This is a genomic window from Novosphingobium terrae, from assembly GCF_017163935.1.
Lineage (GTDB): Bacteria > Pseudomonadota > Alphaproteobacteria > Sphingomonadales > Sphingomonadaceae > Novosphingobium > Novosphingobium terrae.
In genome coordinates, this window is record NZ_JABVZR010000001.1 from 1,786,034 (window position 1) to 1,806,742 (window position 20,709).

General features: G+C 59.0%; 23 protein-coding genes and 2 pseudogenes. 8 read left to right on the forward strand and 17 right to left on the reverse strand.

The features are described from left to right. Window positions 1-170 precede the first annotated feature (170 nt). A complete protein-coding gene (locus tag HGK27_RS08115) occupies window positions 171-620 on the reverse strand; it encodes a MarR family winged helix-turn-helix transcriptional regulator (protein ID WP_206240072.1) in 450 nt (149 codons plus the stop codon). A gap of 145 nt (window positions 621-765) precedes the next feature. Here HGK27_RS08115 and HGK27_RS08120 point away from each other — a divergent pair, with 145 nt between their 5' ends. Then, window positions 766-1,536: an alpha/beta hydrolase gene (locus HGK27_RS08120; protein WP_206240073.1), complete on the forward strand. Its 771-nt coding sequence runs from the start codon at window positions 766-768 to the stop codon at window positions 1,534-1,536. 364 nt (window positions 1,537-1,900) lie between these two features. Continuing rightward, on the forward strand, window positions 1,901-3,139 hold the full coding sequence (locus HGK27_RS08125) for a fatty acid desaturase family protein (protein ID WP_241126940.1): 1,239 nt from the start codon (window positions 1,901-1,903) through the stop codon (window positions 3,137-3,139). A 243-nt stretch (window positions 3,140-3,382) separates the two neighbouring features. Here HGK27_RS08125 and HGK27_RS08130 read toward each other — a convergent pair whose 3' ends face one another. Both HGK27_RS08130 and HGK27_RS08135 read right to left on the reverse strand, forming a co-directional pair. Next, window positions 3,383-3,772: a type II toxin-antitoxin system death-on-curing family toxin gene (locus HGK27_RS08130; protein ID WP_206240074.1), complete on the reverse strand. Its 390-nt coding sequence runs from the start codon at window positions 3,770-3,772 to the stop codon at window positions 3,383-3,385. Between the two features lies 1 nt (window position 3,773). After that, complete coding sequence (locus tag HGK27_RS08135; RefSeq protein WP_206240075.1) at window positions 3,774-4,001, reverse strand: AbrB/MazE/SpoVT family DNA-binding domain-containing protein; 228 nt, start codon at window positions 3,999-4,001, stop codon at window positions 3,774-3,776. A gap of 81 nt (window positions 4,002-4,082) precedes the next feature. Between HGK27_RS08135 and HGK27_RS08140 the strand changes: the two genes are divergently transcribed. Then, the gene (locus HGK27_RS08140; RefSeq protein ID WP_206240076.1) at window positions 4,083-4,715 is read left to right on the forward strand and encodes a tyrosine-type recombinase/integrase; all 633 of its coding nucleotides are present in this window, start codon (window positions 4,083-4,085) and stop codon (window positions 4,713-4,715) included. A 169-nt stretch (window positions 4,716-4,884) separates the two neighbouring features. On the opposite strand, the gene HGK27_RS08145 is transcribed toward HGK27_RS08140, so the two are convergent. Then, window positions 4,885-5,052 (reverse strand): hypothetical protein, encoded by a 168-nt coding sequence (locus HGK27_RS08145; protein WP_206240077.1) that lies wholly within the window; start codon window positions 5,050-5,052, stop codon window positions 4,885-4,887. A gap of 77 nt (window positions 5,053-5,129) precedes the next feature. Further along, complete coding sequence (locus HGK27_RS08150; protein WP_206240078.1) at window positions 5,130-5,798, reverse strand: Crp/Fnr family transcriptional regulator; 669 nt, start codon at window positions 5,796-5,798, stop codon at window positions 5,130-5,132. 515 nt (window positions 5,799-6,313) lie between these two features. Between HGK27_RS08150 and HGK27_RS08155 the strand changes: the two genes are divergently transcribed. Continuing rightward, on the forward strand, window positions 6,314-7,549 hold the full coding sequence (locus HGK27_RS08155; protein WP_206240079.1) for an NADH-quinone oxidoreductase subunit D: 1,236 nt from the start codon (window positions 6,314-6,316) through the stop codon (window positions 7,547-7,549). A 126-nt stretch (window positions 7,550-7,675) separates the two neighbouring features. Here the strand turns inward: HGK27_RS08155 and HGK27_RS08160 are convergent, their stop codons facing one another. The 6 genes from HGK27_RS08160 to HGK27_RS31350 form a co-directional block, all read right to left on the reverse strand. After that, complete coding sequence (locus HGK27_RS08160) at window positions 7,676-8,065, reverse strand: four-helix bundle copper-binding protein (RefSeq protein WP_206240080.1); 390 nt, start codon at window positions 8,063-8,065, stop codon at window positions 7,676-7,678. A gap of 204 nt (window positions 8,066-8,269) precedes the next feature. Further along, window positions 8,270-8,638: a PRC-barrel domain-containing protein gene (locus tag HGK27_RS08165; RefSeq protein ID WP_206240081.1), complete on the reverse strand. Its 369-nt coding sequence runs from the start codon at window positions 8,636-8,638 to the stop codon at window positions 8,270-8,272. An 806-nt stretch (window positions 8,639-9,444) separates the two neighbouring features. Continuing rightward, the gene (locus tag HGK27_RS08170) at window positions 9,445-9,657 is read right to left on the reverse strand and encodes a hypothetical protein (RefSeq protein WP_206240082.1); all 213 of its coding nucleotides are present in this window, start codon (window positions 9,655-9,657) and stop codon (window positions 9,445-9,447) included. Between the two features lie 195 nt (window positions 9,658-9,852). Next, window positions 9,853-10,704 carry an SDR family oxidoreductase gene (locus HGK27_RS08175; RefSeq protein ID WP_206240083.1) on the reverse strand — a complete coding sequence of 284 codons (852 nt, stop codon included), beginning with the start codon at window positions 10,702-10,704 and terminating at the stop codon, window positions 9,853-9,855. 331 nt (window positions 10,705-11,035) lie between these two features. Continuing rightward, entirely contained in the window at window positions 11,036-11,443 is a 408-nt protein-coding gene (locus HGK27_RS08180; RefSeq protein WP_322099049.1) for a flavodoxin family protein, read from the reverse strand. Between the two features lie 6 nt (window positions 11,444-11,449). Further along, complete coding sequence (locus HGK27_RS31350; RefSeq protein WP_322099022.1) at window positions 11,450-11,641, reverse strand: hypothetical protein; 192 nt, start codon at window positions 11,639-11,641, stop codon at window positions 11,450-11,452. Between the two features lie 451 nt (window positions 11,642-12,092). On the opposite strand from HGK27_RS31350, the gene HGK27_RS08185 reads away from it, so the two are divergent. Next, window positions 12,093-13,556 carry a hemerythrin domain-containing protein gene (locus tag HGK27_RS08185; RefSeq protein WP_206240084.1) on the forward strand — a complete coding sequence of 488 codons (1,464 nt, stop codon included), beginning with the start codon at window positions 12,093-12,095 and terminating at the stop codon, window positions 13,554-13,556. 213 nt (window positions 13,557-13,769) lie between these two features. Here HGK27_RS08185 and HGK27_RS08190 read toward each other — a convergent pair whose 3' ends face one another. Continuing rightward, on the reverse strand, window positions 13,770-14,495 hold the full coding sequence (locus HGK27_RS08190) for a DUF6894 family protein (protein WP_206240085.1): 726 nt from the start codon (window positions 14,493-14,495) through the stop codon (window positions 13,770-13,772). A gap of 17 nt (window positions 14,496-14,512) precedes the next feature. Continuing rightward, complete coding sequence (locus HGK27_RS08195) at window positions 14,513-15,232, reverse strand: Crp/Fnr family transcriptional regulator (RefSeq protein ID WP_206240086.1); 720 nt, start codon at window positions 15,230-15,232, stop codon at window positions 14,513-14,515. A gap of 222 nt (window positions 15,233-15,454) precedes the next feature. On the opposite strand from HGK27_RS08195, the gene HGK27_RS08200 reads away from it, so the two are divergent. Then, window positions 15,455-15,820, forward strand: coding sequence for a response regulator (locus HGK27_RS08200; RefSeq protein WP_206240087.1), 366 nt, complete (start codon window positions 15,455-15,457; stop codon window positions 15,818-15,820). 266 nt (window positions 15,821-16,086) lie between these two features. Here the strand turns inward: HGK27_RS08200 and HGK27_RS08205 are convergent, their stop codons facing one another. Then, a complete protein-coding gene (locus tag HGK27_RS08205) occupies window positions 16,087-16,482 on the reverse strand; it encodes a hypothetical protein (protein WP_206240088.1) in 396 nt (131 codons plus the stop codon). A 108-nt stretch (window positions 16,483-16,590) separates the two neighbouring features. Between HGK27_RS08205 and HGK27_RS08210 the strand changes: the two genes are divergently transcribed. Together HGK27_RS08210 and HGK27_RS08215 are read left to right on the forward strand one after the other, a co-directional pair. After that, window positions 16,591-17,130 carry a hypothetical protein gene (locus HGK27_RS08210; RefSeq protein ID WP_206240089.1) on the forward strand — a complete coding sequence of 180 codons (540 nt, stop codon included), beginning with the start codon at window positions 16,591-16,593 and terminating at the stop codon, window positions 17,128-17,130. Between the two features lie 311 nt (window positions 17,131-17,441). After that, complete coding sequence (locus HGK27_RS08215) at window positions 17,442-17,711, forward strand: hypothetical protein (protein ID WP_206240090.1); 270 nt, start codon at window positions 17,442-17,444, stop codon at window positions 17,709-17,711. 16 nt (window positions 17,712-17,727) lie between these two features. On the opposite strand, the gene xth is transcribed toward HGK27_RS08215, so the two are convergent. The 3 genes and pseudogenes from xth to HGK27_RS08230 all read right to left on the reverse strand — a co-directional run. Next, window positions 17,728-18,543, reverse strand: a complete 816-nt coding sequence (gene xth / locus HGK27_RS08220; protein WP_206240091.1) for an exodeoxyribonuclease III — start codon at window positions 18,541-18,543, stop codon at window positions 17,728-17,730. A 10-nt stretch (window positions 18,544-18,553) separates the two neighbouring features. Further along, a pseudogene (gene ligD / locus HGK27_RS08225) lies at window positions 18,554-19,318 on the reverse strand (non-homologous end-joining DNA ligase); the annotation flags it as partial. A gap of 32 nt (window positions 19,319-19,350) precedes the next feature. Then, window positions 19,351-20,616 (reverse strand): annotated as a pseudogene (locus HGK27_RS08230) (catalase); the annotation flags it as partial. Window positions 20,617-20,709: the final 93 nt, after the last annotated feature.

Here is a 20,709-nt window from a genome sequence, read left to right on the forward strand (position 1 = left end):
TTCAGACCGAATCGATGCTCAATCGCTCTGCCTATCGGGTTGAGGCTGATCGGCCATCGGATGCCTGATCTTTTCGAAAAGATCATAGGGCGGGTCGCCCGTGGTCACCGGACGATGTCGAGACTTCGGGGCGGTAAACGCGAAAGGCAACAGTCCCCTCGGACAGATTTTCAAGGTAGATCGTTTTTGGTGAGAGTGTCCCTGAGAGCTGTGACCTCTGCGTTAAGACGGATGATCTCATCGACGGGCATGCCTGACTGTTCTAGAAGGGTTGCGGTGAGGCAGCTGGCATCCTTGCGCATTGCCGTGCCCTTGGCCGTCAGGCTCACTATCACCTGGCGCTCGTCAGCAGGATTGCGCTGACGCTGCAGCAGCCCAGCGGTCTCCAGCCGCTTCACCAGTGGCGTAATTGTGCTCGACTCGAGCGACAGTCGCTCTGCAATAGCGCTCACAGACTGGCTACCCTTCTCCGCCAGCACGCTCAGCACCAGATATTGGGGGTAGGTTATGCCCAGCCCGTCGAGCAGCGGCTTATAGAGCCGGTTGATCGCTATGTTCGTGGAATACATGGCGAAACACAGGTGGAGATCGAGCGGAAGATTATCAGGGGCGGCGGTCATGGGTCGTGTCCTGTCTGGATGTTGAGAGGTGGTTATCACGAAAAATGATATCGTGATAATAAAATCGCTTTACAAGGGGTGAGGGCGAGCATACCTAATGCTTATCGCGATAACAGTTAGCGCAGAAACATCACAGGAGCTTGCCATGACCACCTTCCACAAACTGTTCGCCGCCGCCTCCTTCTTCGCCCTGACCGGCTCGATCGCGGGTACCGCCAACGCCGCTCCCGCCGCCGGAACAGTGCGCAACGTCGTCCTCGTCCACGGTGCCTTCGCCGATGGTTCGGGCTGGAAGCCGGTTGCCGATATCCTGCGCCAGGACGGCTACACAGTCAGCATCGTCCAGGAGCCCGAAACCTCGCTGGCTGACGATGTCACCGCCACCACCCGCATCCTCGATCGCCAATCGGGTCCCGCAGTGCTGGTCGGCCACAGCTATGGCGGCGCCGTCATCACCGAAGCAGGCAACCATGCCAATGTCGCCAGCCTGGTCTATGTCGCCGCCTTCGCGCCAGCCGAAGGTGAAAAGCTGTTGCCCCTGCTCACCAGCATCCCGCCTGCCGCCAACAGCATCGCCCCCACCAAGGACGGCTATCTGCTGATCGATCAGGCCAAGTTCCCCGCAGACTTCGCCGCGGACGTCAAGTTGGCCGATGCCCAGTTCATGGCCGCCTCGCAGGTCCCAGTCGCTGGCGCTTCCTTCGGCACCCCCGTCACCGCCCCCGCATGGAAGGCCAAGCCGAGCTTCGGCATCGTCGCCACCCAGGACCGCATGATCAATCCTGACCTGGAGCGCATGATGTACAAGCGTGCCGGGGCCAAGGTCACCGAAATCAAGGGCAGCCACTCCGTCTTCATCTCCCAGCCCCGCGCCGTCGCCAATGTCATCGAACAGGCTGCTCAAAGCGCTAAATAAATCCCACGTCACCCGAGATGGGGCCACGTGAGGCAAACCACGCGGCCCCATCCGCGCATCAACTCTCAAACACAGCCTGCCGATCATTCGACGTGATACTGAGTCCCAAAGCTTGCCCTGAGAGAAGCTTCGTAGCGCTCTGCCTCCCATCGGAAATATAGCAATTATTTGCAAAAATGATCGGCGTATCCGTTTACAGAATGCGACTAAGTTCGCTATCGCATTGGACTTATTTGAGACACATGACCCGCATCCGAAAAATGCTGGAAAGACAGATCCCATGTAGCCCGCCGCCCGCAACCACCGCGGCAAAACCGAGCAGTTGATGGCGACTAGGTCCAATCGCACGGCTCGGAAGTCATGATTGAGGTTGCTGACGCGACGGCTGATGTCGCCGATTGCCACGCTCGCACCGAATAGCGGCTATTTTGCTGCGGCGGCGCGTGCAGCGAACAAGATCCTAAGGAATCAAACCATGTTGCAACATACCCGGAATGAGGGAGAAAATTGGAGAGACCTCGCCACCGATCTGGCATTCTCTTCCAATCAGACCGGTGTTAGCGCCCCTGCGCGCGCGCGTTTGAGCGAGATCGCCGACGACCGTGCGATGTTGCGCAAGGCGGCTGAACTGACGCGCGATCTGCATCGGCCCAATCCGCTGATCTATTGGAGCGACTTTCTGGGCTCAACCGCGCTCGCCTATGCTGCCATGGGCGGATCGATCCTTTTACCGCTTGGACCAGCGCTGGTCTGCGCCGTATTTGCGGTACTTGCGCTCTACCGTGCCACGCTCTTCATCCACGAGATCACCCACCTCAACCACGCTCATCTGCCTGGCTTTCGCACTGGATGGAATCTTTTGCTCGGTGTGCCGACCATGCTTCCTTCGTTCATGTATGAGGGCATCCACATCATTCATCACACGCGCACGCGCTATGGAACGGTTGAGGATCCAGAATACCTTCCGCTCGCGCTGATGAAGCCATGGTCGTTGCCGGTGTTTCTGCTCGTCTCGGCTCTGCTGCCGGTGGGGCTACTGCTGCGCTTTGCCATCCTTGGGCCGCTCTCCACGCTTTCGCCCGTATTGCGACGGTTAGTGGTCGGGCGCTTCTCGGGTTTGCAGACCAATCCAAAGTTCGAGCGCGAGTCCCCGGAAGGCGAGTTTGCCCGCCGGTGGTTCTGGCAGGAGTTGGGCGCCAGCACCGTGGCTATCACACTGCTGGCAGCGGTCGCCACGCAAGTCTTGCCGCTTCGGGCATTCCTGATCCTTCTGGCCATCGTCTCCGGAGCGGCTGTTCTCAACCAGCTTCGGACGCTGGTAGCCCATCTGTGGGAAAATGACGGCGAGCAGATGACGTTGACCGCCCAGTATCTCGATAGCACCAATGTGCCTGAGGGGTGGCTGCCGGCGTTGTGGGCCCCGGTGGGGCTGCGCTATCACGCGCTGCATCACCTGCTGCCCAGCCTACCCTACCACGCGCTGGCCGAAGCACATCGCCGGATCAGCTCCGCCCTGCCTGCCAACGGCACCTATCAGGCCGGCAACCACGCCACGCTAAGCGACCTGCTTCGTCGCCTGGTTGCCAGCACGATGCGTCACTGACGGTGAAAAAGCTTAACCGGCGAGGCCGACCGCACGGCCAATCGCCGGATCACTTGAGGCTCGCGAGGGTTCAGCCGTACTGCAAATGTCGGCGAATATGCCGCACACAAGCGCCGCCAACAGAAACCGGCTTAGCGTATGTGGAACTCGGATCGGACCTATCATCGCCTTTCCGGCATGTGAACGAACAGCCGCTATCGGGGATGTACTTCCAGCAGCGGGAAGGCAGCTTTGTTAGCGGCGTTAGGCTTGCCGGGGCTTGAACCATTCCGCGACATCCGCCTCGGCCAATGTCCCAGCGGCCAAAGCGAGAACGATCTGGATAGCCTCTTCTGGTGCGAAGGTGATGCGGATATCGTTTAGTGCCAAAAACAGGCGCGCCAAGACCCATGCCGTTCGCTTATTTCCATCGGTGAAAGGATGGTTTCGCGCCACGCCATAGGCATAGGCCGCTGCCAAGCAGCAGAGATCGATTTCGCCATACACCCATTGGTTGCGCGGCCGCGCCAAAGCGGATTCCAGCCCCGATGCATCCCTCACGCCGATGGGGCCACCGTGTTCGGCTAATTGCCGATCATGGATCGCCAGGGCCAGCTCGGTCTCAATCCAGACCGGCTCGATGGATTGCGCCATGTTACTTGGCCAAGACTCGCAGGATATCGCGATCCTCGCGCATGATCTGCTCGGCCAAGGCCATCTTGGCCTCGAACGAAGGGTCGGCAGCGGTGATCCGGATGCCGTCGGGCGTTTCCGAAATGTACAAGGTATCGCCCACGCCAGCACGCAGCTTGGCGAGCAGTTCCTTAGGCAGCACGACACCGGCGGAGTTGCCGATCCTGGTGATCTTGAGACTGGCGTTCATACGCTCGTTATAACATGATGTGGTCCGATCTCAAGAGGCGTATTTTGGCTCTGGCCATCCTTGGCCAGCAGGAGAAGCACAATGGGACATTCAGATCTGGACCCTGCCGTGCATGAACGGCGCCCCTGGAACGCAGGGCAAAATGTCGGCGCCAAGCGGCCGTTGAAACTTCGAGATATCTGGGCCATCCGCTTCTATCTCGACGAGCACAAACGGCTGCGTGATCGCGCGCTGTTCGATCTTGCCATCGACAGCAAGCTGCGCGGCTGCGACCTCGTCAAGATCAGGATCGGGGACATTGTAAGCGGCGGTCAGATCCGCAACCGCTCTACTGTCATCCAGCAAAAAACAGGCAGGCCGGTGCAGTTTGAAATCATGACCGAGGCCCGCAAGAGTCTCGAGGCATGGCTCAGCCGGCGCGGAGGCACGATCCTCTACTTCGCTTTCCCAAGTCGTATCGATTATCTCGGGCACCTGAGCACACGGCAATATGCCAGACTGCTCGACGAGTGGGTGGAAACCGTGGGTCTCGACAAACGGGAGTATGGCACGCATTCGATGCGGCGGACGAAGGTGTCACTGATCTATAAGGCCACGGGCAATCTGCGGGTCGTGCAGATTTTGCTCGGTCATACCAATATCGAGAACACGGTCAGATATCTGGGCGTGGATATCGATGATGCCCTGACCTTGTCTGAAAGGACGGAGATTTGAGCGGACGCCGGCCTTGGGCCTAATGCCCAAGGCCGGATCTGTCTCGACGGAATGAAGGGCAAGCCGTTCCAGGCGGCAAGGTCGTGGCATCCGGAAAGTCCGCTGACGTTAAGCAAATGCGTTTAGCAGCCATTCATTCATCACGATGGGAGCCGACGATTGCTGAAGCTCAAATTTGGCAAGAAGCCGCCGATCCGATCAATGTGTCGGCTTTTTTCTGGAAGAGCTCAGCTCGCGCCCGGTGCCTGTCAGCTTCATGAGCATCAAGGCCATTGGCTTTCTCTCGTTCTTCGCTGGGCCGCATGCAATAGTAAGCTGCGTCAATCTGGTCGAACATTGGTTTTCCTCTCGTGGCGGTAGCCTTTTGGAGCTGGCAGACCCTCGTCAGTGCAGGGATTTGTTTTTTTGAGATAGTTATGGCTCTGCGATGGCCGCACTGCTTCCAACTGTTGCCGGTGGCCCACTCATATGACGAAGTGCCGCCGGATCGCAGAGCACGAGCCGGCGGTTGCGCAGCTCGATTATCCCCGTTCCGCGCAGTCCCTGCAGAACTCTGTTCACATGGACCGGTGAGATTCCCACGATATCTGCGATTTCATATTGGGTCAGGGGCATCGCGCATCGATTTTTGATTGTTTGGCCCGTGCCTTCGAGACGATCATACACCTCGCAAATCAGATCGCAGATGCGTTCAGTGGCAGTAAGGCAACCTAGATTTACGATCCAGCGTTCTCTGCCGCGCATCGCTTTGAGCATTCCAGAAAAGACCCTGGCAGCGCTATCACCCAAATGATCGGGACGTCGGCTTATTTGATCGAGCGGGATAGCATAAGCCCTAAGCGGTGTCAGTGCTACTACCGGGAGCGTGGCGCTGGCTCCCAGGAGCCATTGTGGTTCACAGTACTCACCCGGTAGGAACAGTGCGGTGATTTGGCGCCGCCCGTCCTTGAGTAAGCGATACTGGCCAGCCCATCCTTCTTGGATCCGATAGAGATTATCGCTGTGCTCCGTCGGCCTCGCAAGAAATTCGGAGCGCCGGAAATGCCTTAGCGCGAAAGAGGTCTGTGTAGCGTGATTGGCCATAGAGACTCGCCCCCTCCAAGGTTACGCTGCGTCCTCCCACCTTCAGGATATTAAAAAAATTACATAGGTGAACGGGAGCGGCGGCTTGCGACCATGCGTGTTATAAGAGGGGTATGCTGCCTACGCAGCACCTTCCCACATTACTTACGGTGTCAAAGCTTGCCACGCCGTACCAGCTAACCTGAGTTAGCACGGGGGAACATGCCTTCAGGCATTCAATATGCTTTGACGGAGCCGATTTTTCCAATCCGCCCCTTCCTCATTATCGCCGCATATCCGGCTGTGGGAGAGATCATCATGCTACGAGCCCTGTTCGCACCTTTGCTCGCTTTCGCCGCCTCTCTGGGCAGCGTGAACTCCATTCCGCCAACGTCGCCGGATCCATCGATGCCGCCGCCGGATCCCGCCCCAGCACCGCAACCTTCGCCATCGCCATCGCCCTATCCGTCGCCTTCGCCAATGCCTCCATCGCCAACCCCGCCTCCCATGCCCGATCCCAATGGACCAGTTCGCTGATGGCCTGGCTACTTGCTCAGGAAGGGAAGGTGCCAGGTCAGGACGCCGCCGATCGCGACAGTGCTCTGGAAGGCGAGGCCTACACCATCAACTTCGGCCCGCAGCATCCTGCCGCGCATGGTGTGCTGCGGCTGGTGCTGGAACTCGACGGGGAGATCGTCGAGCGGGCCGACCCCCATGTCGGCTTCCTTCATCGCGGCACCGAAAAGCTGATCGAGCACAAGACCTATCTGCAAGCGCTGCCCTATTTCGACCGGATGGATTACGTCTCGCCGCTGTGTCAGGAGCACAGCTTCGTGCTGGCAATCGAGAAGCTGCTCGACCTTCCCGTGCCGCCGCGCGGGCAATATCTGCGCGTGCTGTTTGCCGAGATGACGCGAATATCCAACCATCTTCTGGCGGTGGGCAGCCATATCATGGATGTCGGCGCGATGACGCCCAATCTATGGCTCTTTGAACTACGCGAGCAATTGCTGGGCTTTCACGAAAGAGCCACAGGCGCGCGGATGCATGGCAACTGGTTCCGCCCTGGCGGGGTGCATCAAGATGTGCCGCAAGCGCTGCTCGACGATATGGATCGCTGGCTGAAGAGCTATGGCCCGATGTTCGAGGATTCCATTGCTCTGGCCGCAGACAATCCGATTTTCAAGCAGCGCAACGTCGATATCGGCACTGTGGGGCGCGAAGATGCCATAGCCTGGGGCTTTTCCGGGCCGATGCTGCGCGCCTCGGGCGTGCCATGGGATCTGCGCCGGAGCCAGCCTTACGAGATCTATGACCGGCTCGATTTCGAGGTGCCCATCGGCACCAATGGCGACTGCTATGACCGTATGCTGGTCCGTGCCGAAGAGGTGCGGCAATCGGCGCACATCATGCGACAATGTCTGGATGCCATGCCCGATGGCCCGGCTGCGCTGCGCAACGGCAAAGTCACCCCGCCGGACCGCGCGACGATGAAAAGCTCGATGGAAGCGCTGATCAACCAGTTCAAGCTCTACACCGAGGGCTTTCATGTCCCAGCTGGCGAGGTTTATGTCGCCACCGAGAGCCCCAAGGGCGAGTTTGGCGTCTATCTGGTCTCCGACGGCAGCAACAAGCCCTGGCGCTGCAAGGTACGGCCCACGGGCTTCAGTCATCTACAGGCGCTGGAGTTTATGGCGAAAGGCCATATGCTGGCGGATGTCACGGCTATTCTGGGTTCGCTCGACATCGTCTTCGGTGAGATCGACCGTTAGAAACGGGAAGGTCGCACGGTCATCCGGTCTTTGATGATTCTGTTAATTGCCGAGACGCGCTTGATCCTGCCAGGTCGAGGTGACCAGGGATCATGGGCGGGCGGATTCCTAAGGCCGCGCCCTATTTCATGCCAGTTCCGATATGGCGGACCGGCAATCCCGAGCACATTCAAAGCACATTTGAGCGCAAAGCTGGCAGTGGGCATGCATATGATGCCGGCACTCTTCGCCGCAGCGATCACAGATCGTCACGCATGTTTGCAGCATCAGCTCGAGCGAGGAAACATTGCTCCCGGTGCGGCGCACAGCGAGGCGCGCCGTCGCGGCGCAAACATCGGCACAATCGAGACAGGACCTGATGCACTGGCGCATATCCATCTCTTCGGCCAGGCAGGCATCCGCACAGGACGTGCACATCAAGTTACAAAGCATGGCATGACGTGCTGAGGTGGCCAAAGACTCGTTGCCCGCGCCCTGTACATCCGGATGCAGGTTGATCATTTTTTCAATGGACATGATCTGGCTTTCATTTTGAGAGAGCTGAACTGGATCCGCGCTTGAAAGTTGGGGCGCGTTTTCCATTCGCGATCGAGCGACATGTGAACGCTGCTGCTTCTTCGCTCATCAACTGGGCTGGTAAAGAGCGAGGACCGCCACGCAACACCCTCGTGTCCGGGGCGGTCTACGCGTTACCTGGCCCGCTTAGCAGGAGGATGGTTCTCACGGATAGGCCAAGCCATAGTAGCTAAAGACCTTGGATCCATAGTCCCGATCGAAGACGGGGTCTTCACTGATCGAATAGTGCGGCGCACCTTCCAACGTTTCGCGATCGATATCGACGATGTAGCCGCCTTTTTCGCTATCGTAGGTCAACTTCTCCCATGGAATGGGATAATAGTCGCTGCCCAAACCGAACAACCCTCCGAATTGCAGTACCGCGTAACGTACCTGCCCAGAGCGCTTTTCGACCATGAAATTGTAGATAGATCCCAGGCTATCGCCGACCACATTGTAGACGGAACTGCCTTCCACCTTGTTGGATGCGATAAGGGTGGAGGTTTCTTCGATGGCAAGATCTGGATCGTTCATGACTGTTCTCCAAAAGAAGGGGGGCGGGTGTGCTTTCGGTTGATATCAAGCGATGCGGTTAGACATGCGAGGACGAAGCAACAGGACCATTTCGGTCAATTGGTGAAGGGGACCCAGTGCCTCAATCTATCCAGGTGGAGTGGTTCTACTTGCGCGGCGAAAACCCCAGGCCGTCATGACGTTGGTCAAGATTATCATTGACAGGCCAACGCAAAAGATAAATGCGAGCATCACTTGTCTCCATGAGTTGGGATCAGTCCATTACGAGACGTTGTTGCACGAACCTCCGAGCGTGTAATTTCGTCGCGAATGCGCACGCCGCCTCAAAATTTGCCTGGCGAGCCTATGCGGAAGGTCAGCGTGCCCGAACCGGCTTAGGTGTCCGGGCACGCCTCGGACAGCGCATTCGGCAAGAGGAGCGCTGGCCTGTCCAACGGTGCCGTGTTCCCCCAGGCTCCGCCAGATTGAATGTCGGGCTGGCGTGCTCCGACCTCAGGGGGAGCATCAGAACACGCCAGGGCCGCCTTCGTCCGTGGGTCAACGCAGCCTTAGTTTCGAACGAGTCTGCAACGAGATGGTTGCTACAAACAAATCCATGTTAGAACTTTTGCCATCTCGCATTACGCGCAGTTCGGAAAAAAATTGGAACTTGCCCTCTGCCTGGCGGGCAGAGAAGCGATATCCGACCATCATCCGATGCTGAAGCACGCTCAAAACGGCACGAACAAGCATGCTGAGATCAGATGCTAGCCAGATATCTAACCTAAGAGCGATGTGAGCACCCGTCGTCTCGGGCCAAGTTATCGTTACGGATTGCCGTCAGGCTTGATGCGGGCCCGCTCATCGAGTGGATAGTCCTCCGGCTTCACCTGGCTGAAATTGGGACGATCATCGACCTGCTCTGCCGGTTGAGCGCCGCCGGTTCTCGTATCCCGATCCTCGGTGGTGGGCGGAATGACATCGCCCAGTGGGCCTTCGCGCTTTTGGCTGGCGGCATGATCCTTGTCTCGCTCTTCCATGGGCATCTCCTGCTTGATGGGAGGATTATCGACCGTGACGAAACAGGGGCCTATGCAATGGAAACGCCAGGCGGAGCCTGGGCTTTCTGTTGAAGCCCGATCCCATGATCACACCAACGGTGCTAGCCGTGTACCAGCAATAACCGCGCCGAGCCTCTTCCGAAGGGCCGCAGCGACCACTATGCGCTTCCCCCCTCAACCATTCACCACGCTGCCGCCATTTGGATGCAGCACCTGCCCGGACATATAGCTGGCATCTTCGCAGGCCAGGAACAGGAAGGCTGGCGCCACCTCATTGGGCTGGCCGGGCCGCTTCATCGGCGTCTTTTCGCCGAAATGCGCGATCTTTTCCGGATCAGCCCCACCGCAAGGATTGAGCGGCGTCCAGATCGGGCCGGGAGCCACGGCGTTTACCCTGATGCCCTCGCCGATCAGATTTTCCGAGAGCGACCGGGTGAAGGCCGTAATTGCGCCCTTGGTGGAGCTATAATCGAGCAGGTTGCTCGCTCCCTGATACATGGTGACCGACGTGCAATTGACGATGGAGGCACCGCTTTGCAGGTATGGACGCACCGCCTGCACCATATGGAACATCCCGAAGATGTTGGTTTGAAAGGTGCGCTGAAGTTGCTCTTCGGTGATGTCGGTGATGTCGTCGTCCGGGTGCTGCTCGCCGGCATTGTTCACCAGAATGTCGATTTGCCCGAACACCTCCAGCACGCGCTGGGCGACATGCTCACACATCTTGCGCGAGCCCACGTCGGCCTTGATGGTGATGGCGCGGCGGCCCTCAGCCTCGACGATACGCTGCGTTTCCGCCGCGTCGTCATCCTCCAGCAGATAAACGATGGCGATGTCAGCGCCCTCACGGGCATAGAGTGCAGCCACCGCCCGCCCGATTCCGCTATCGGCCCCGGTGATGATCGCCACCTTGCCCTTAAGCCGGTCCGCGCCGCGATAGCGTGGTTGCCATTCGGGTTTTGGGGTCAGCTTGCTCTCATGGCCGGGCAAGGGATCTTCGTGGATCATTTCCTGAATGTCGGTCACGATGTTGCTCCTGATGTTTGCCTTAGCCTCGGTGAGGGCGCAAAAGCTTAGCATGTCCAAGACGCGGTGCCTGGCAGGGTTCCGCGTGCAACCAACACAGGTTAGGTAACTTGGTGGAAATAGCGTGCCCGGCCTCGGGAGTGGCCGACCGGGCACGCAAGGTTGGATCGGGAAGGGGAACACTTCCTGAACGGGCTTGGCCGAACACGGCTGGATTGTCTCAACAGGGGGCGACCGGTTTGGGACAATCCTGGGTTGTGAACAGCCTGCTGTGAGGATCGTTCCGACCAATCGGATGCGTCCTAACGTATGATAGGAAAGTCGAAATCCCCTAGCCCGGATAGGGTGTGTGCTTGAGCAAACCGGCAAGATGGGCAGCATTGCCGGCCAGCATTCCGGCGGTCTTGCTCACCATATCAGGCGTGCTAGGCAGATCCGTGAAATCGCTGGAGCCCATGGCCTCGCCCCCCCAATAGCACACTGCGATCGGGGGGATGGTCCACCCAACATCGTTGAGCGCCTGAAAGAGTTGCGACGAGACATAATGTGCACCGTCCTCATTGCCCACGATAGCGGCAACAGCCAACTTGCCGTAGATGGGGATGCGGCCTTCTTCGTCCGTCTCTTCCAGAAAAGCGTCCATGCGTTCCAACACCCGCTTGGCCACGCTTCCAAGCTGACCAAGCCAGAGCGGGCTACCAAAGATCACAATATCATGCGCCAGGATCTTGGTCCGCAGCGCAGGTCAGTCGTCGCCAACGCCCTCATCGGAGGTGACGCCCGGCTTAATGTTCAGTGCGGCGACGCGCACCGTTTCAGTCAGCTCGACGCCCTTGTCGACAAATGCCTGCTCCAGCGCCGCGATCATCGCGTCGGTGGAAGAGGCTTGCGCCGGATCGGGCTTGAGGGTGCAGTTGAGGGCCAGGGCTTTGAGCATGATCGTCGCTTTCTGCTGGGGCTGCGCATCGCTTCGCCGGGAGAAAAGGTGATCGGCACGCCATCCAGATCGCGTGCCATCGCCGAGGTTAGGAGGCTGGCGCCTCATTTGTTCCCTTCGTGCCGCCGATGCATCGGTCGGGACGAAGGGCTTATGCGATCATGGCGTTCGCCGAAGACGAAAGTCGTTACGATCCGCGTCTCTTTAGAAGATTCGCTTTTCGGATAGCCTGAGAGGAAAGCGGTGATCGTTATCTCCCCTACCGCTTTGGGTCCTCGTCTGGTCCCTCGGCTCAGCGATTCTCAAACTGCTCGTCCCGTTCCCGTTCGTCAGCATCGGCGAATTTTCAATCTCCCTAACCTGGGCAAGTTTGCCGGAGCCCATACCGCTTCGCCGGCTTCCCTCCACGGCAGCTCATTACCCGGACGGCTGCCATGCGAGGAGGGCTGATATGGCCGAAGCTAACGAGCAACCAGCACAGAACGAGAGCGCACCCCAGAACGAGAAGCCCGCTGAAGGAGAGCGTCCCGCAGCGACCACCAACGGAGCGCGGAAAACCAATGCCCACACAGGCGCCGACAAGAAAAGCGGTGCGCCGTCCAAGGCCCGGGCAAAGTCGGACCTGCAGACGGCGATCGCTTCCCTCAAAGAGGATCACCGCAAGGTGGAAAATCTTTTCGCACGATATGAGAAAGCGGACGAGGACTCGCGGAACGAGCTGATCGAGCAGGTTTGCCGATCGCTTATCATTCATACCTTGCTGGAAGAGGAAATCTTCTATCCGGCATGCCGCGAGGCTTTCCCGCAGGATGCTCCTCTCGATGAGGCGCAGGTCGAGCATGACAGCGCGAAAATCCTGATCGTCGACCTCCTGAACTGCCCGGAGCAGGACCGCTTCCGTGATGCCAAGTTCAAGGTCCTGCGCGAGCAGATTCTCCACCATGTCAAAGAGGAAGAGGGCCCAAAAGGCATCTTTGCGCAAGCGGAGGCTTGCTCATCCGACATTCCCGATCTGGCCTTGCGGTTGAACGACCGAAAGACCGAACTGGAAGCCGCGAACAGGCTTCCCGATCCCTCGCCGGTGGCGATCGCCGGCATCACGCGGGAACGTTCCCGCAAATTGCAGGAGAGTGAAATGGCAAGTTATCAGCAAAGCCGCGAGCGTGACGATCGCGGCCGCTTTACCGACCATGACGACGATCGACGGCAGTCGCATGGTGCAACCGGACGTGGGCGCGATGAAGAAGGGCGCTTCGCGAGCGGGGGAGGCGGAAGCGAGGGGGGCCATGATCGTGACTATAGCCGCGATGATGGAAGGTCACGTTCGGCCCAGCAGCGCCCTCGGGACGATGACGGGCGATTCAGATCGGGTCGAGGCGATTACGACGATCGGCGCTATGACTCGCGTTTTCAGGGCCGCGACGATGATCGCGGCCACGGCGGCTGGTTCGGAGACAGCCAGGGCCATTCGGAGGCATCGCGGCGCGGCTGGGACAATCCCGATCATGGGCCGAGCGGCTGGCGCGGCGACAGTCGTGGTCATTCGGAGGCCTCGCGCCGTGGTTGGGATAATCCGGACCATGGGCCCAGTGGATGGTATGGTGACAGTCGAGGTCATTCCGATGCTTCACGTCGTGGCTGGGACAATTCCGACCACGGTCCCAGCGGCTGGTATGGCGATAGCCAGGGCCACTCGGAGGCCTCGCGTCGAGGGTGGGATGAGCGCGGGGGTGGTCGCGATTATGATCGCCATGGTTCTCGCTCTCAATCCTACGATGACCGTGACGACCGAGGGCACTACCAGCAACGCGCACGCGACGATGATGACGACCGTGGTCGCGGACATGGCGGCTGGCGTGGTGACCCTCAGGGCCACGCCGAGGCTTCGAGGCGTGGCTGGGAAAACAGGCGCTGAAGTCCTCTCCCCTTTCCAGTGATCGGTGCTTCAGGAGGCTGGGTCGCGCTTTGCTGTTGATCCTGCAAGAAGATCGAGGGTGAAGACAGTCTCTTGGTGGATGGGTCGGGGCCGGCAGCCTCGGCCCGTCTTCCATTTAGATCGCTTGCTTCGGATCGCTGCCTGATGACGCGAAGTCGCTTATGCACAAGCGACGCCCCTTGGCCGGTGATTTCAGCCCGCCGACCCGGGCGAGATGCGAACCAACGTGTTCCCTTTGGCGCTGGGCCTGGTGAATGGTTCCGCCCATTCGACCAACCCGAGCAAGCGCTCGTCATCATCGAAGATCGGCCAGACACGCGCATTCCACCAGCCGTTGACCGTCTGGCCTGCCTCATCGAGGACGAGATAGGGCATGTCGATGAGTTCCGCAGTGGCGCCGCGCTGGGATAATGCCCAGAATTTCGCGAAATTTTCCTTCGGTTTGCCGTGCAGATCAAAAACATCCAGAATCGATGTGTCCCTGATCGCTTCGGCGTCAACGTGACTGTGTCTCGCGCCAAAATCATTGATTTCTTTAACCTGCAGCTCCGGAGTCAGGAGCACGCAGCCGACATTCACCGCCGAAAACATACGACGGAAGCTGCCGGCCGCCAGATCGTCGCGCACTTGCGCGCTGCGAACTCCGCTGTGCGGCTTGCGTGTCGCCCGGCGCAGGCGCCATTCTGACGGCGAGAGGATATCGACGAAGGGCACATCCATCAAATGGCGTCCCTTGCTGTCATAGATGACATAGGTGCAGACCATTGGATCGTCACCAGCGGCGAGAAGATCGCACGCCATGCCCGGAATGGCCTTGCAGACCTCGATGTAGGCGTGGTGCAGGTCGTGAAAGTCCATGTCGGGATCGTTGCGCTGCGTGGCTCCCGGACGGTTGAGGCGGAGTTTGAAGACAGGCATGGCGTGTTTCCTCCGGTTCAGTTTACCCGTGGTTGGAGATGTAGATAGTTGGGCTCGAAGGCGCTGACCCTCATCAGCTTTTCAATGTTCGGAATGCGCAGCGTGCCGCTTGCAAGTTCGATGACGCCATCTTGTCGCAACTGCTGAAGAACCCTATTCACATGGACGGCAGTCAGCCCCATGGTGTCCGCTAGATCGACCTGGGTGAGCGGTAGCTGCATCGAATTTCCGTCCACCCGGCCCACCACCGACAGCCGAAGCCACATTTCCGCGAGCAGATGAGCGATCCGGTCGTAAGCATTGCGTTGGCCCATATTGACCAGCCATTCGCGAAGCACGCTGTCATCGACCAACGAAGACCACCATAATGCGCGCGCCAGGCGGGGTCGCTCATCAAGCACTGACAGCATTTTCTCCTTGGGGATGACAGCGATCCGAGCCTCACTCAGCAGGCCGATACAGTGGTCCATCTCCTTGAGAATAAAGACATGGATATCGCACAGATCGCCGGGAATGAGATAGGCCATGATTTGTCGTCGACCATTCGGGAGGACTTTGTAGCGCATGGCCCAGCCGTCGACGAGTAGGAAGACGTTCTCCGGACGATCGCCCTCTTTGATCACATCGCATTTTGGCTGAAAGACACGGACATCATCGCAAAGCCAGTTGAGCGCGGCTTTGTCGTCCAGGCTGATGTCGGCAAACATCGACAGCTTGGCAGCGAGCGGGTTTTCCATTCTTTCTCCCCCTTAACCCTAAATAGAGAAGCGGATTATTTATGTCTCCTAACATAGGTTAAAACATGGAGCCTGATCGGCGAGATGAGCGTTAAGTGCGGCCAAAAACCAAGATTACTGATATCGCTCAGCGTCCTCACATATGTTTGTGATCTAGTTGATGGCCTCTATTCCAGGATCGCATCTCCTTCCGAAGATCGAATCAGCAAGGGACATACGGACATGGAGGCGCCGCTCGAAAACCGCCGTATCCTCGTGATTGAGGATGCTGCTCTTATTGCAGCTGAACTGGCCGAGGATCTGGAATTGGCTGGTGCAATGGTGATTGGTCCGGCTGGCTGCCCGGCCAGGGCGCTGGATCTGGCGGCGGGGGAAAACATCGACGCGGCGGTTCTGGACGTCAATTTGGGGGGCGTCATGTCATATTCCATCGCCGACCGGCTCATGGAGCGTCACATCCCTTTCCTGTTCACCACCGGCTATGACGATGGCAGCCTTCCGGCTCGCTATAAAGAGGCGCCGCGATTGACCAAGCCCACGCCTACCCAGCAGGTTGTCAGAACCTTGGAGAAATTGTTGGCCAACTAGTTTCTGGTGCCCCAATCCCCCATCGTTGAGCAGCAGTAACTCGCCGGTTGGCTGCCGACAGCGGAGATGCAGCACAGTGCTACGGACGTCATTGGTTGCCTCCGTCATCAAGATGAACAAACGGAAGCTTTTGATTAGGACAATCCGGCCCGGGAACCTGGTTTGTCAGCGGGCGCGATCGGTTCCATCGCACGTAGAGAAACTTCCGATCCCAGGCGTTATGTTCGACGCATCTGTGCAGCATGCCCCGCACGAGGGCGTGAGTGTTATTGACCTTCCTTCCAGGAAGCGGCGCCTACGAATTGAAGGACATCATCCTCGACGCGCAATTCGCGTAGCGCCATCTCTCTCTGTGCTTCGGCTTCGAATTCGGGATGCTCGGCATAGGTCTCGACGACCGGTGCCATGCGCACCAGGATCGCCTCCGCCGCAACATCGGCAGGCAGGATGCTATTTTGTTCACACCAGGTGCGCAGAAGGACGATATCGGGGAAGCCCTGATTGTTGCTCATACTCTCCGCGTAGCCCGCAATAATCTGGGGCCATGTCAGCGCGACGGAGCGCAACGCGCTGAATGCTTCTTCCCATGCCTCGCGCGGAGCATTGAAGGCCGGCAGCTGGAAGCCGTCGAGATCGGGGGTGGGGGCGCGAAGTGAGTCCATACGGATCTAAATGCGGGAAAGCCGGTCAGGTTCATTCCGACCGCCGACCGCCGGGCTCCAACGTTTGCATCACTGGCACCTCAGGCGCGTATGGGGCGTTATGCCCCTATGGTAAGCAAGCGCCCCCTCAAGGTTTTCCGCACCTCTGCTGGCTTTGAGGACGCCTATATCGCGGCGCCCAGTCAAAAAGCCGCGTTGGAGGCATGGGGGGCGAAGCGAAACCTCTTCGCTCAGGGCGCCGCCGAGGTGGTCAGGGATCCAGAGATGATCAAAGCGGCGCTTGCGCGTCCCGGCCAAGTGCTGCGCGTTCCTCGGGGTACAACTGCGGAGCACCTCGCTGCCGCAGCAGCGGGCGCACCACCAAAAGGGAAGAGCGCACCATCAGATGGAGCCAACGCGCCAAAGCGCCACGCGAAACCCAAGCCAAGACCGAGCCGGGAAAAGCTGGACGCTGCGCATGAGAAATTGGAGGCGAAACGTCAGGAACAGGCTTCAGCAGAGGCTGAAGTGTCCGAGCAGATTGAGGTGCTAAAGGCGGAATTGGGCGAGCGCAAACGACAGCACGCGCGGGAGCTCGCCGATTTCGAGCAGGAGGTTGACCGGCAGGAACGTCTCTATCGCAACGCCCTATCCAAATGGCGAGGCTGACGCATGTCGTCTTCTACGCCGCGATGAGAGCAAACTTTCGACCTCTTGATGCTGCGTTGGGACACTTATATTCATGCGGCAGCTATCGCGGTGAAGAAATAATTGAATGTCCTTGGAACTGAAATGTTTCTGAGGTTATGAGCATTTGACGCGTGGACTATCCATTCCGCCGATTTGCGTCACAAGCGTTCCCGGTCAGTTTCGGCCCCCGTAGACCGGGAACGCTTGTTCGGCTTGTTTAACGGAATTTCTGCCAACCTCATGAGCATCGCGGTGCAATCAGACCTGCTGTCCTTGTTGGCGGGGGTCTGATGCTCAGGACGATCATTCGATTGCAAGAGCCTGCGCTTTTGATGAAGCTTGGTGGCGATCCGGATCTTCGTGACGATCCATGCTTGGGCGAGGCTATTTCTCACGTCATGGCTCAGCCCGCCGAAGAGCGATGGCTCTTCGACATCGTGACCGATGATGGCTTTATGACCTACACGCTTATTCAGGACATTGCCCGGACCGAGGAGTTTGCGGTTTGGCAACGTGGCGAGACCACGCCAAACCGGCAAACTGAACTCGTTGACGCCTGACCCGGCTTGAACCGGTTCACCTGCTGTTCGAAGCTGCGCCCGACTTCTTCCTTTTGGTCGCTTTTCCAAGCTCGACCCACACCGGCGCGTGGTCGCTGGTTTTCTCCCAGCCCCGGACCCTCATATCGACCTGGGCATCGCGCAGCATGGCGGCCGCAACCGGGTTGAGCAGCAGATGGTCGATGCGCAGGCCCGCATTGCGCTCATAGGCATGGCGCAGGTATTTCCAGAAGGTGTAGACCACCTTTCCGGGATGCCGTTCGCGCAGGGCGTCGCACCAGCCCTGACCCAGCAGCCTTGAATAGGCTTTACGCACGTCAGGGGCAAAGAGGGCGTCATCCCGCCAGCGATCGGGCGCATAGACGTCGAGATCGGTGGGCATGACGTTAAAATCGCCCATGCAGATGACCGGCGCATCCAGGGTGATCAGCGTCGAGAGGTGCTGTTCGAGCCGCTTGAACCATTGCAGCTTGTAATCGAATTTGGGCCCCGGGCGCGGATTGCCGTTGGGCAGATAAAGTCCGGCAATCAGCACACCATTGACCGCAGCCTCGATATAGCGGCTTTGCGCGTCATCCGGATCGCCCGGCAGCCCGCGCCGCGTTTCGTGGATCTCGCCGACACGGCTGAGGATAGCGACGCCGTTCCAACTTTTCTGTCCATGCCAGATCGCCTGATAACCTGCGTTGAGCAAAGCGGCCTGCGGAAATCTGTCCTGCGGCGCCTTGAGCTCCTGCAGGCAGACGATGTCCGGTTCGGCAAGGTCCAGCCAACGCAGCAGTACGGGCAAGCGGCCATTGACCCCGTTCACGTTGTAGGTGGCGATCTTCACAGTGGGCGCCTTACAGATCCGGCAGCGTCTGGGAGGCCCGACTCCAATCCGTCAGGGCCTTCGAACTGACGCGCTTCAACAATTCTGCCGCATCGCAGATATGGAAATGCGCGGGTGTGTCGATCGTCTCCATCTCCTTCCAGGTGATGGGCGCGGCAACGGGCGCGCCGGCACGGGCTCGCACGACGTAGGGCATCACCGCTGTCGCACCGCGCTGGTTGCGCAGGTAATCGACAAAAATACGGCCCTTGCGCTGCGCTTTGGGCAAGGCGGCCGTGAAATGCTCGGGGTCCATATGCGAAACTGCCCGAGCCAGACGATGCGCGAAGTCCTTGACCTCATCCCATTCGGCCTGCGGCACGAGCGGTGCGACAATATGGACGCCCTTGCCGCCTGTCACCATCGGGAAGGTCTCCAACCCCATCGACGCGAGAATGTCCCGAAACTTGAAGGCAGCGGCCCGCACCGCCTCGAAATCCAGGCCCTCATCGGGATCGAGATCGAAGACCAGCCTGTCGGCTTTCTCGACATCCTCGATCCTGGCACCCCACCCATGAAACTCAATGGTGCCCATCTGCACACAGGTGAGGAGGCCTTCTGGCGTATCGAGAAAGAGGTAGGGCTCCTCGCGCCCGTCCTTCTCCATGATGCCGACATGCCTGACCTTGTCGCCAAAGGTCCCCGCGTCATGCTTCTGGAAGATACATTTCTTCGCTCGTCCCTGTGGGCAGCGCACCAGGCTGATCGGGCGGCTGCCGAAGCGAGGCAATGACACCAGGTCGAAAGCTGGTGTCATTGTCAGCATAGTCAGCCAATAGCGTCGAGATCGACCTTCAACTCCCTTGGCCAATGACGCAGCGCGCCGGCAGCCTCCATGAATGTCTTGGCATCCGCAGCCTTGGCCAGCGGCAGACAGGCATCGTCGAGGTCTTCGGCGATGCCGGCTTTCACAAACAGAGCCTGTGCCTCCGCTCCAAACCCGATATATTTGCAGTGAGCAAATGCATCGTTGATGAAATCCTTGGCCGCTGCATCCATGGCCAGCAATGCTGCCCCCTCGGCCGAGAGAACCACGGCAACCGCGTCAAACAGCACCGACGGCCCGCCATCCACCTTGTGCTTGGCGGCAATCGTCGTGCCATCAGACAGAGTTACCCCTGCGATCTTCGGAGCGACCACCTCATAAACAGCCCCTCCGGCGGTAACTGCCTTTATGAGCGCCTTGACGATCGCGGCATCGGCGCCATCGCTGAGCAAGATGCCCAGCTTGCGACCCTTGAAGGTCGCGGGTCCATTCTTCACGATGCTAAGCTTGTCCGATACGGGCAAATCGAAGATCGGCTCACGCGCAGCGATTGCAGCAGCAGGAAGAGGCAAGCCGAGACCGTCGGCCACGGTTCCAGCCAGCCCAGCATCGACATTCAGTAAGTGCGAGACCACACGCGAACGGATGTCAGGCCGTTCGACTTTCGAGAGTTCGAAGACCAAGGCATCCCCTATATGCTTCTGCTCGATCGGCGTCTGGCTCATATAGAACTGCCGTGCCTGGCTGTAGTGATCCGCAAAGCTTTCAGAGCGTACGCGCTGCTTGGCACCGTCAGCCTGGTCGGCAAAGCTGGTGAAGCCGCGCATCGGATCTTCGCGCGGGCCCCCTTGGGATGGGCCCCAGCTGTTTGGTTCATAGTTGGCCCGCCCCTTGGGGTTGCGCATCGCCATGTGACCGTCTTGCTGAAAATGGGCCATCGGGCACCTGGGAGCGTTGATCGGGATATGGGTGAAATTGGGGCCGCCCAGTCGTTTAATCTGGGTGTCAAGGTAAGAGAAATTGCGGCCCTGCAGCAGCGGATCGTTGGAGAAGTCGATGCCGGGCGGCACGTTCTGCGTGCAGAAAGCCACCTGCTCGGTCTCCGCGAAGAAATTATCGACGACCCGATCGAGAACCAGACGGCCGACAATGCGCACCGGGACGAGTTCCTCCGGAATGAGCTTGGTCGCGTCGAGCACATCGAAATCGAAGCTGTCGGCGAAGGCGTCGTCAAACAGCTGGACGCCTAGCTCCCATTCGGGAAAGTCGTCTGTGGATGGCTCCCGCGTTGCAAGCACTTTTTGAAATTCTGACGATCGGTCGGGTGCAGTCGTCTGTCCGGCCTGTTGATGCAGTCGTTT

Bases quoted from the DNA above. Each gene is read 5' to 3' on its own strand.
- HGK27_RS08170 (WP_206240082.1), bottom strand. From the start codon at position 9,657: ATGGAAGAGCGAGACAAGGATCATGCCGCCAGCCAAAAGCGCGAAGGC.
- HGK27_RS08150 (WP_206240078.1), bottom strand. From the start codon at position 5,798: ATGGCCAATCACGCTACACAGACCTCTTTCGCGCTAAGGCATTTCCGG.
- HGK27_RS08135 (WP_206240075.1), bottom strand. From the start codon at position 4,001: ATGAACGCCAGTCTCAAGATCACCAGGATCGGCAACTCCGCCGGTGTC.
- HGK27_RS08200 (WP_206240087.1), top strand. From the start codon at position 15,455: ATGGAGGCGCCGCTCGAAAACCGCCGTATCCTCGTGATTGAGGATGCT.
- HGK27_RS08155 (WP_206240079.1), top strand. From the start codon at position 6,314: ATGGCCTGGCTACTTGCTCAGGAAGGGAAGGTGCCAGGTCAGGACGCC.
- HGK27_RS08130 (WP_206240074.1), bottom strand. From the start codon at position 3,772: ATGGCGCAATCCATCGAGCCGGTCTGGATTGAGACCGAGCTGGCCCTG.
- HGK27_RS08115 (WP_206240072.1), bottom strand. From the start codon at position 620: ATGACCGCCGCCCCTGATAATCTTCCGCTCGATCTCCACCTGTGTTTC.
- HGK27_RS08165 (WP_206240081.1), bottom strand. From the start codon at position 8,638: ATGAACGATCCAGATCTTGCCATCGAAGAAACCTCCACCCTTATCGCA.
- HGK27_RS08160 (WP_206240080.1), bottom strand. From the start codon at position 8,065: ATGTCCATTGAAAAAATGATCAACCTGCATCCGGATGTACAGGGCGCG.
- HGK27_RS08210 (WP_206240089.1), top strand. From the start codon at position 16,591: ATGGTAAGCAAGCGCCCCCTCAAGGTTTTCCGCACCTCTGCTGGCTTT.
- HGK27_RS08140 (WP_206240076.1), top strand. From the start codon at position 4,083: ATGGGACATTCAGATCTGGACCCTGCCGTGCATGAACGGCGCCCCTGG.
- HGK27_RS08145 (WP_206240077.1), bottom strand. From the start codon at position 5,052: ATGTTCGACCAGATTGACGCAGCTTACTATTGCATGCGGCCCAGCGAA.
- HGK27_RS08195 (WP_206240086.1), bottom strand. From the start codon at position 15,232: ATGGAAAACCCGCTCGCTGCCAAGCTGTCGATGTTTGCCGACATCAGC.
- HGK27_RS08120 (WP_206240073.1), top strand. From the start codon at position 766: ATGACCACCTTCCACAAACTGTTCGCCGCCGCCTCCTTCTTCGCCCTG.
- HGK27_RS31350 (WP_322099022.1), bottom strand. From the start codon at position 11,641: ATGCTCAAAGCCCTGGCCCTCAACTGCACCCTCAAGCCCGATCCGGCG.
- HGK27_RS08190 (WP_206240085.1), bottom strand. From the start codon at position 14,495: ATGCCTGTCTTCAAACTCCGCCTCAACCGTCCGGGAGCCACGCAGCGC.
- HGK27_RS08215 (WP_206240090.1), top strand. From the start codon at position 17,442: ATGCTCAGGACGATCATTCGATTGCAAGAGCCTGCGCTTTTGATGAAG.
- HGK27_RS08185 (WP_206240084.1), top strand. From the start codon at position 12,093: ATGGCCGAAGCTAACGAGCAACCAGCACAGAACGAGAGCGCACCCCAG.
- HGK27_RS08205 (WP_206240088.1), bottom strand. From the start codon at position 16,482: ATGGACTCACTTCGCGCCCCCACCCCCGATCTCGACGGCTTCCAGCTG.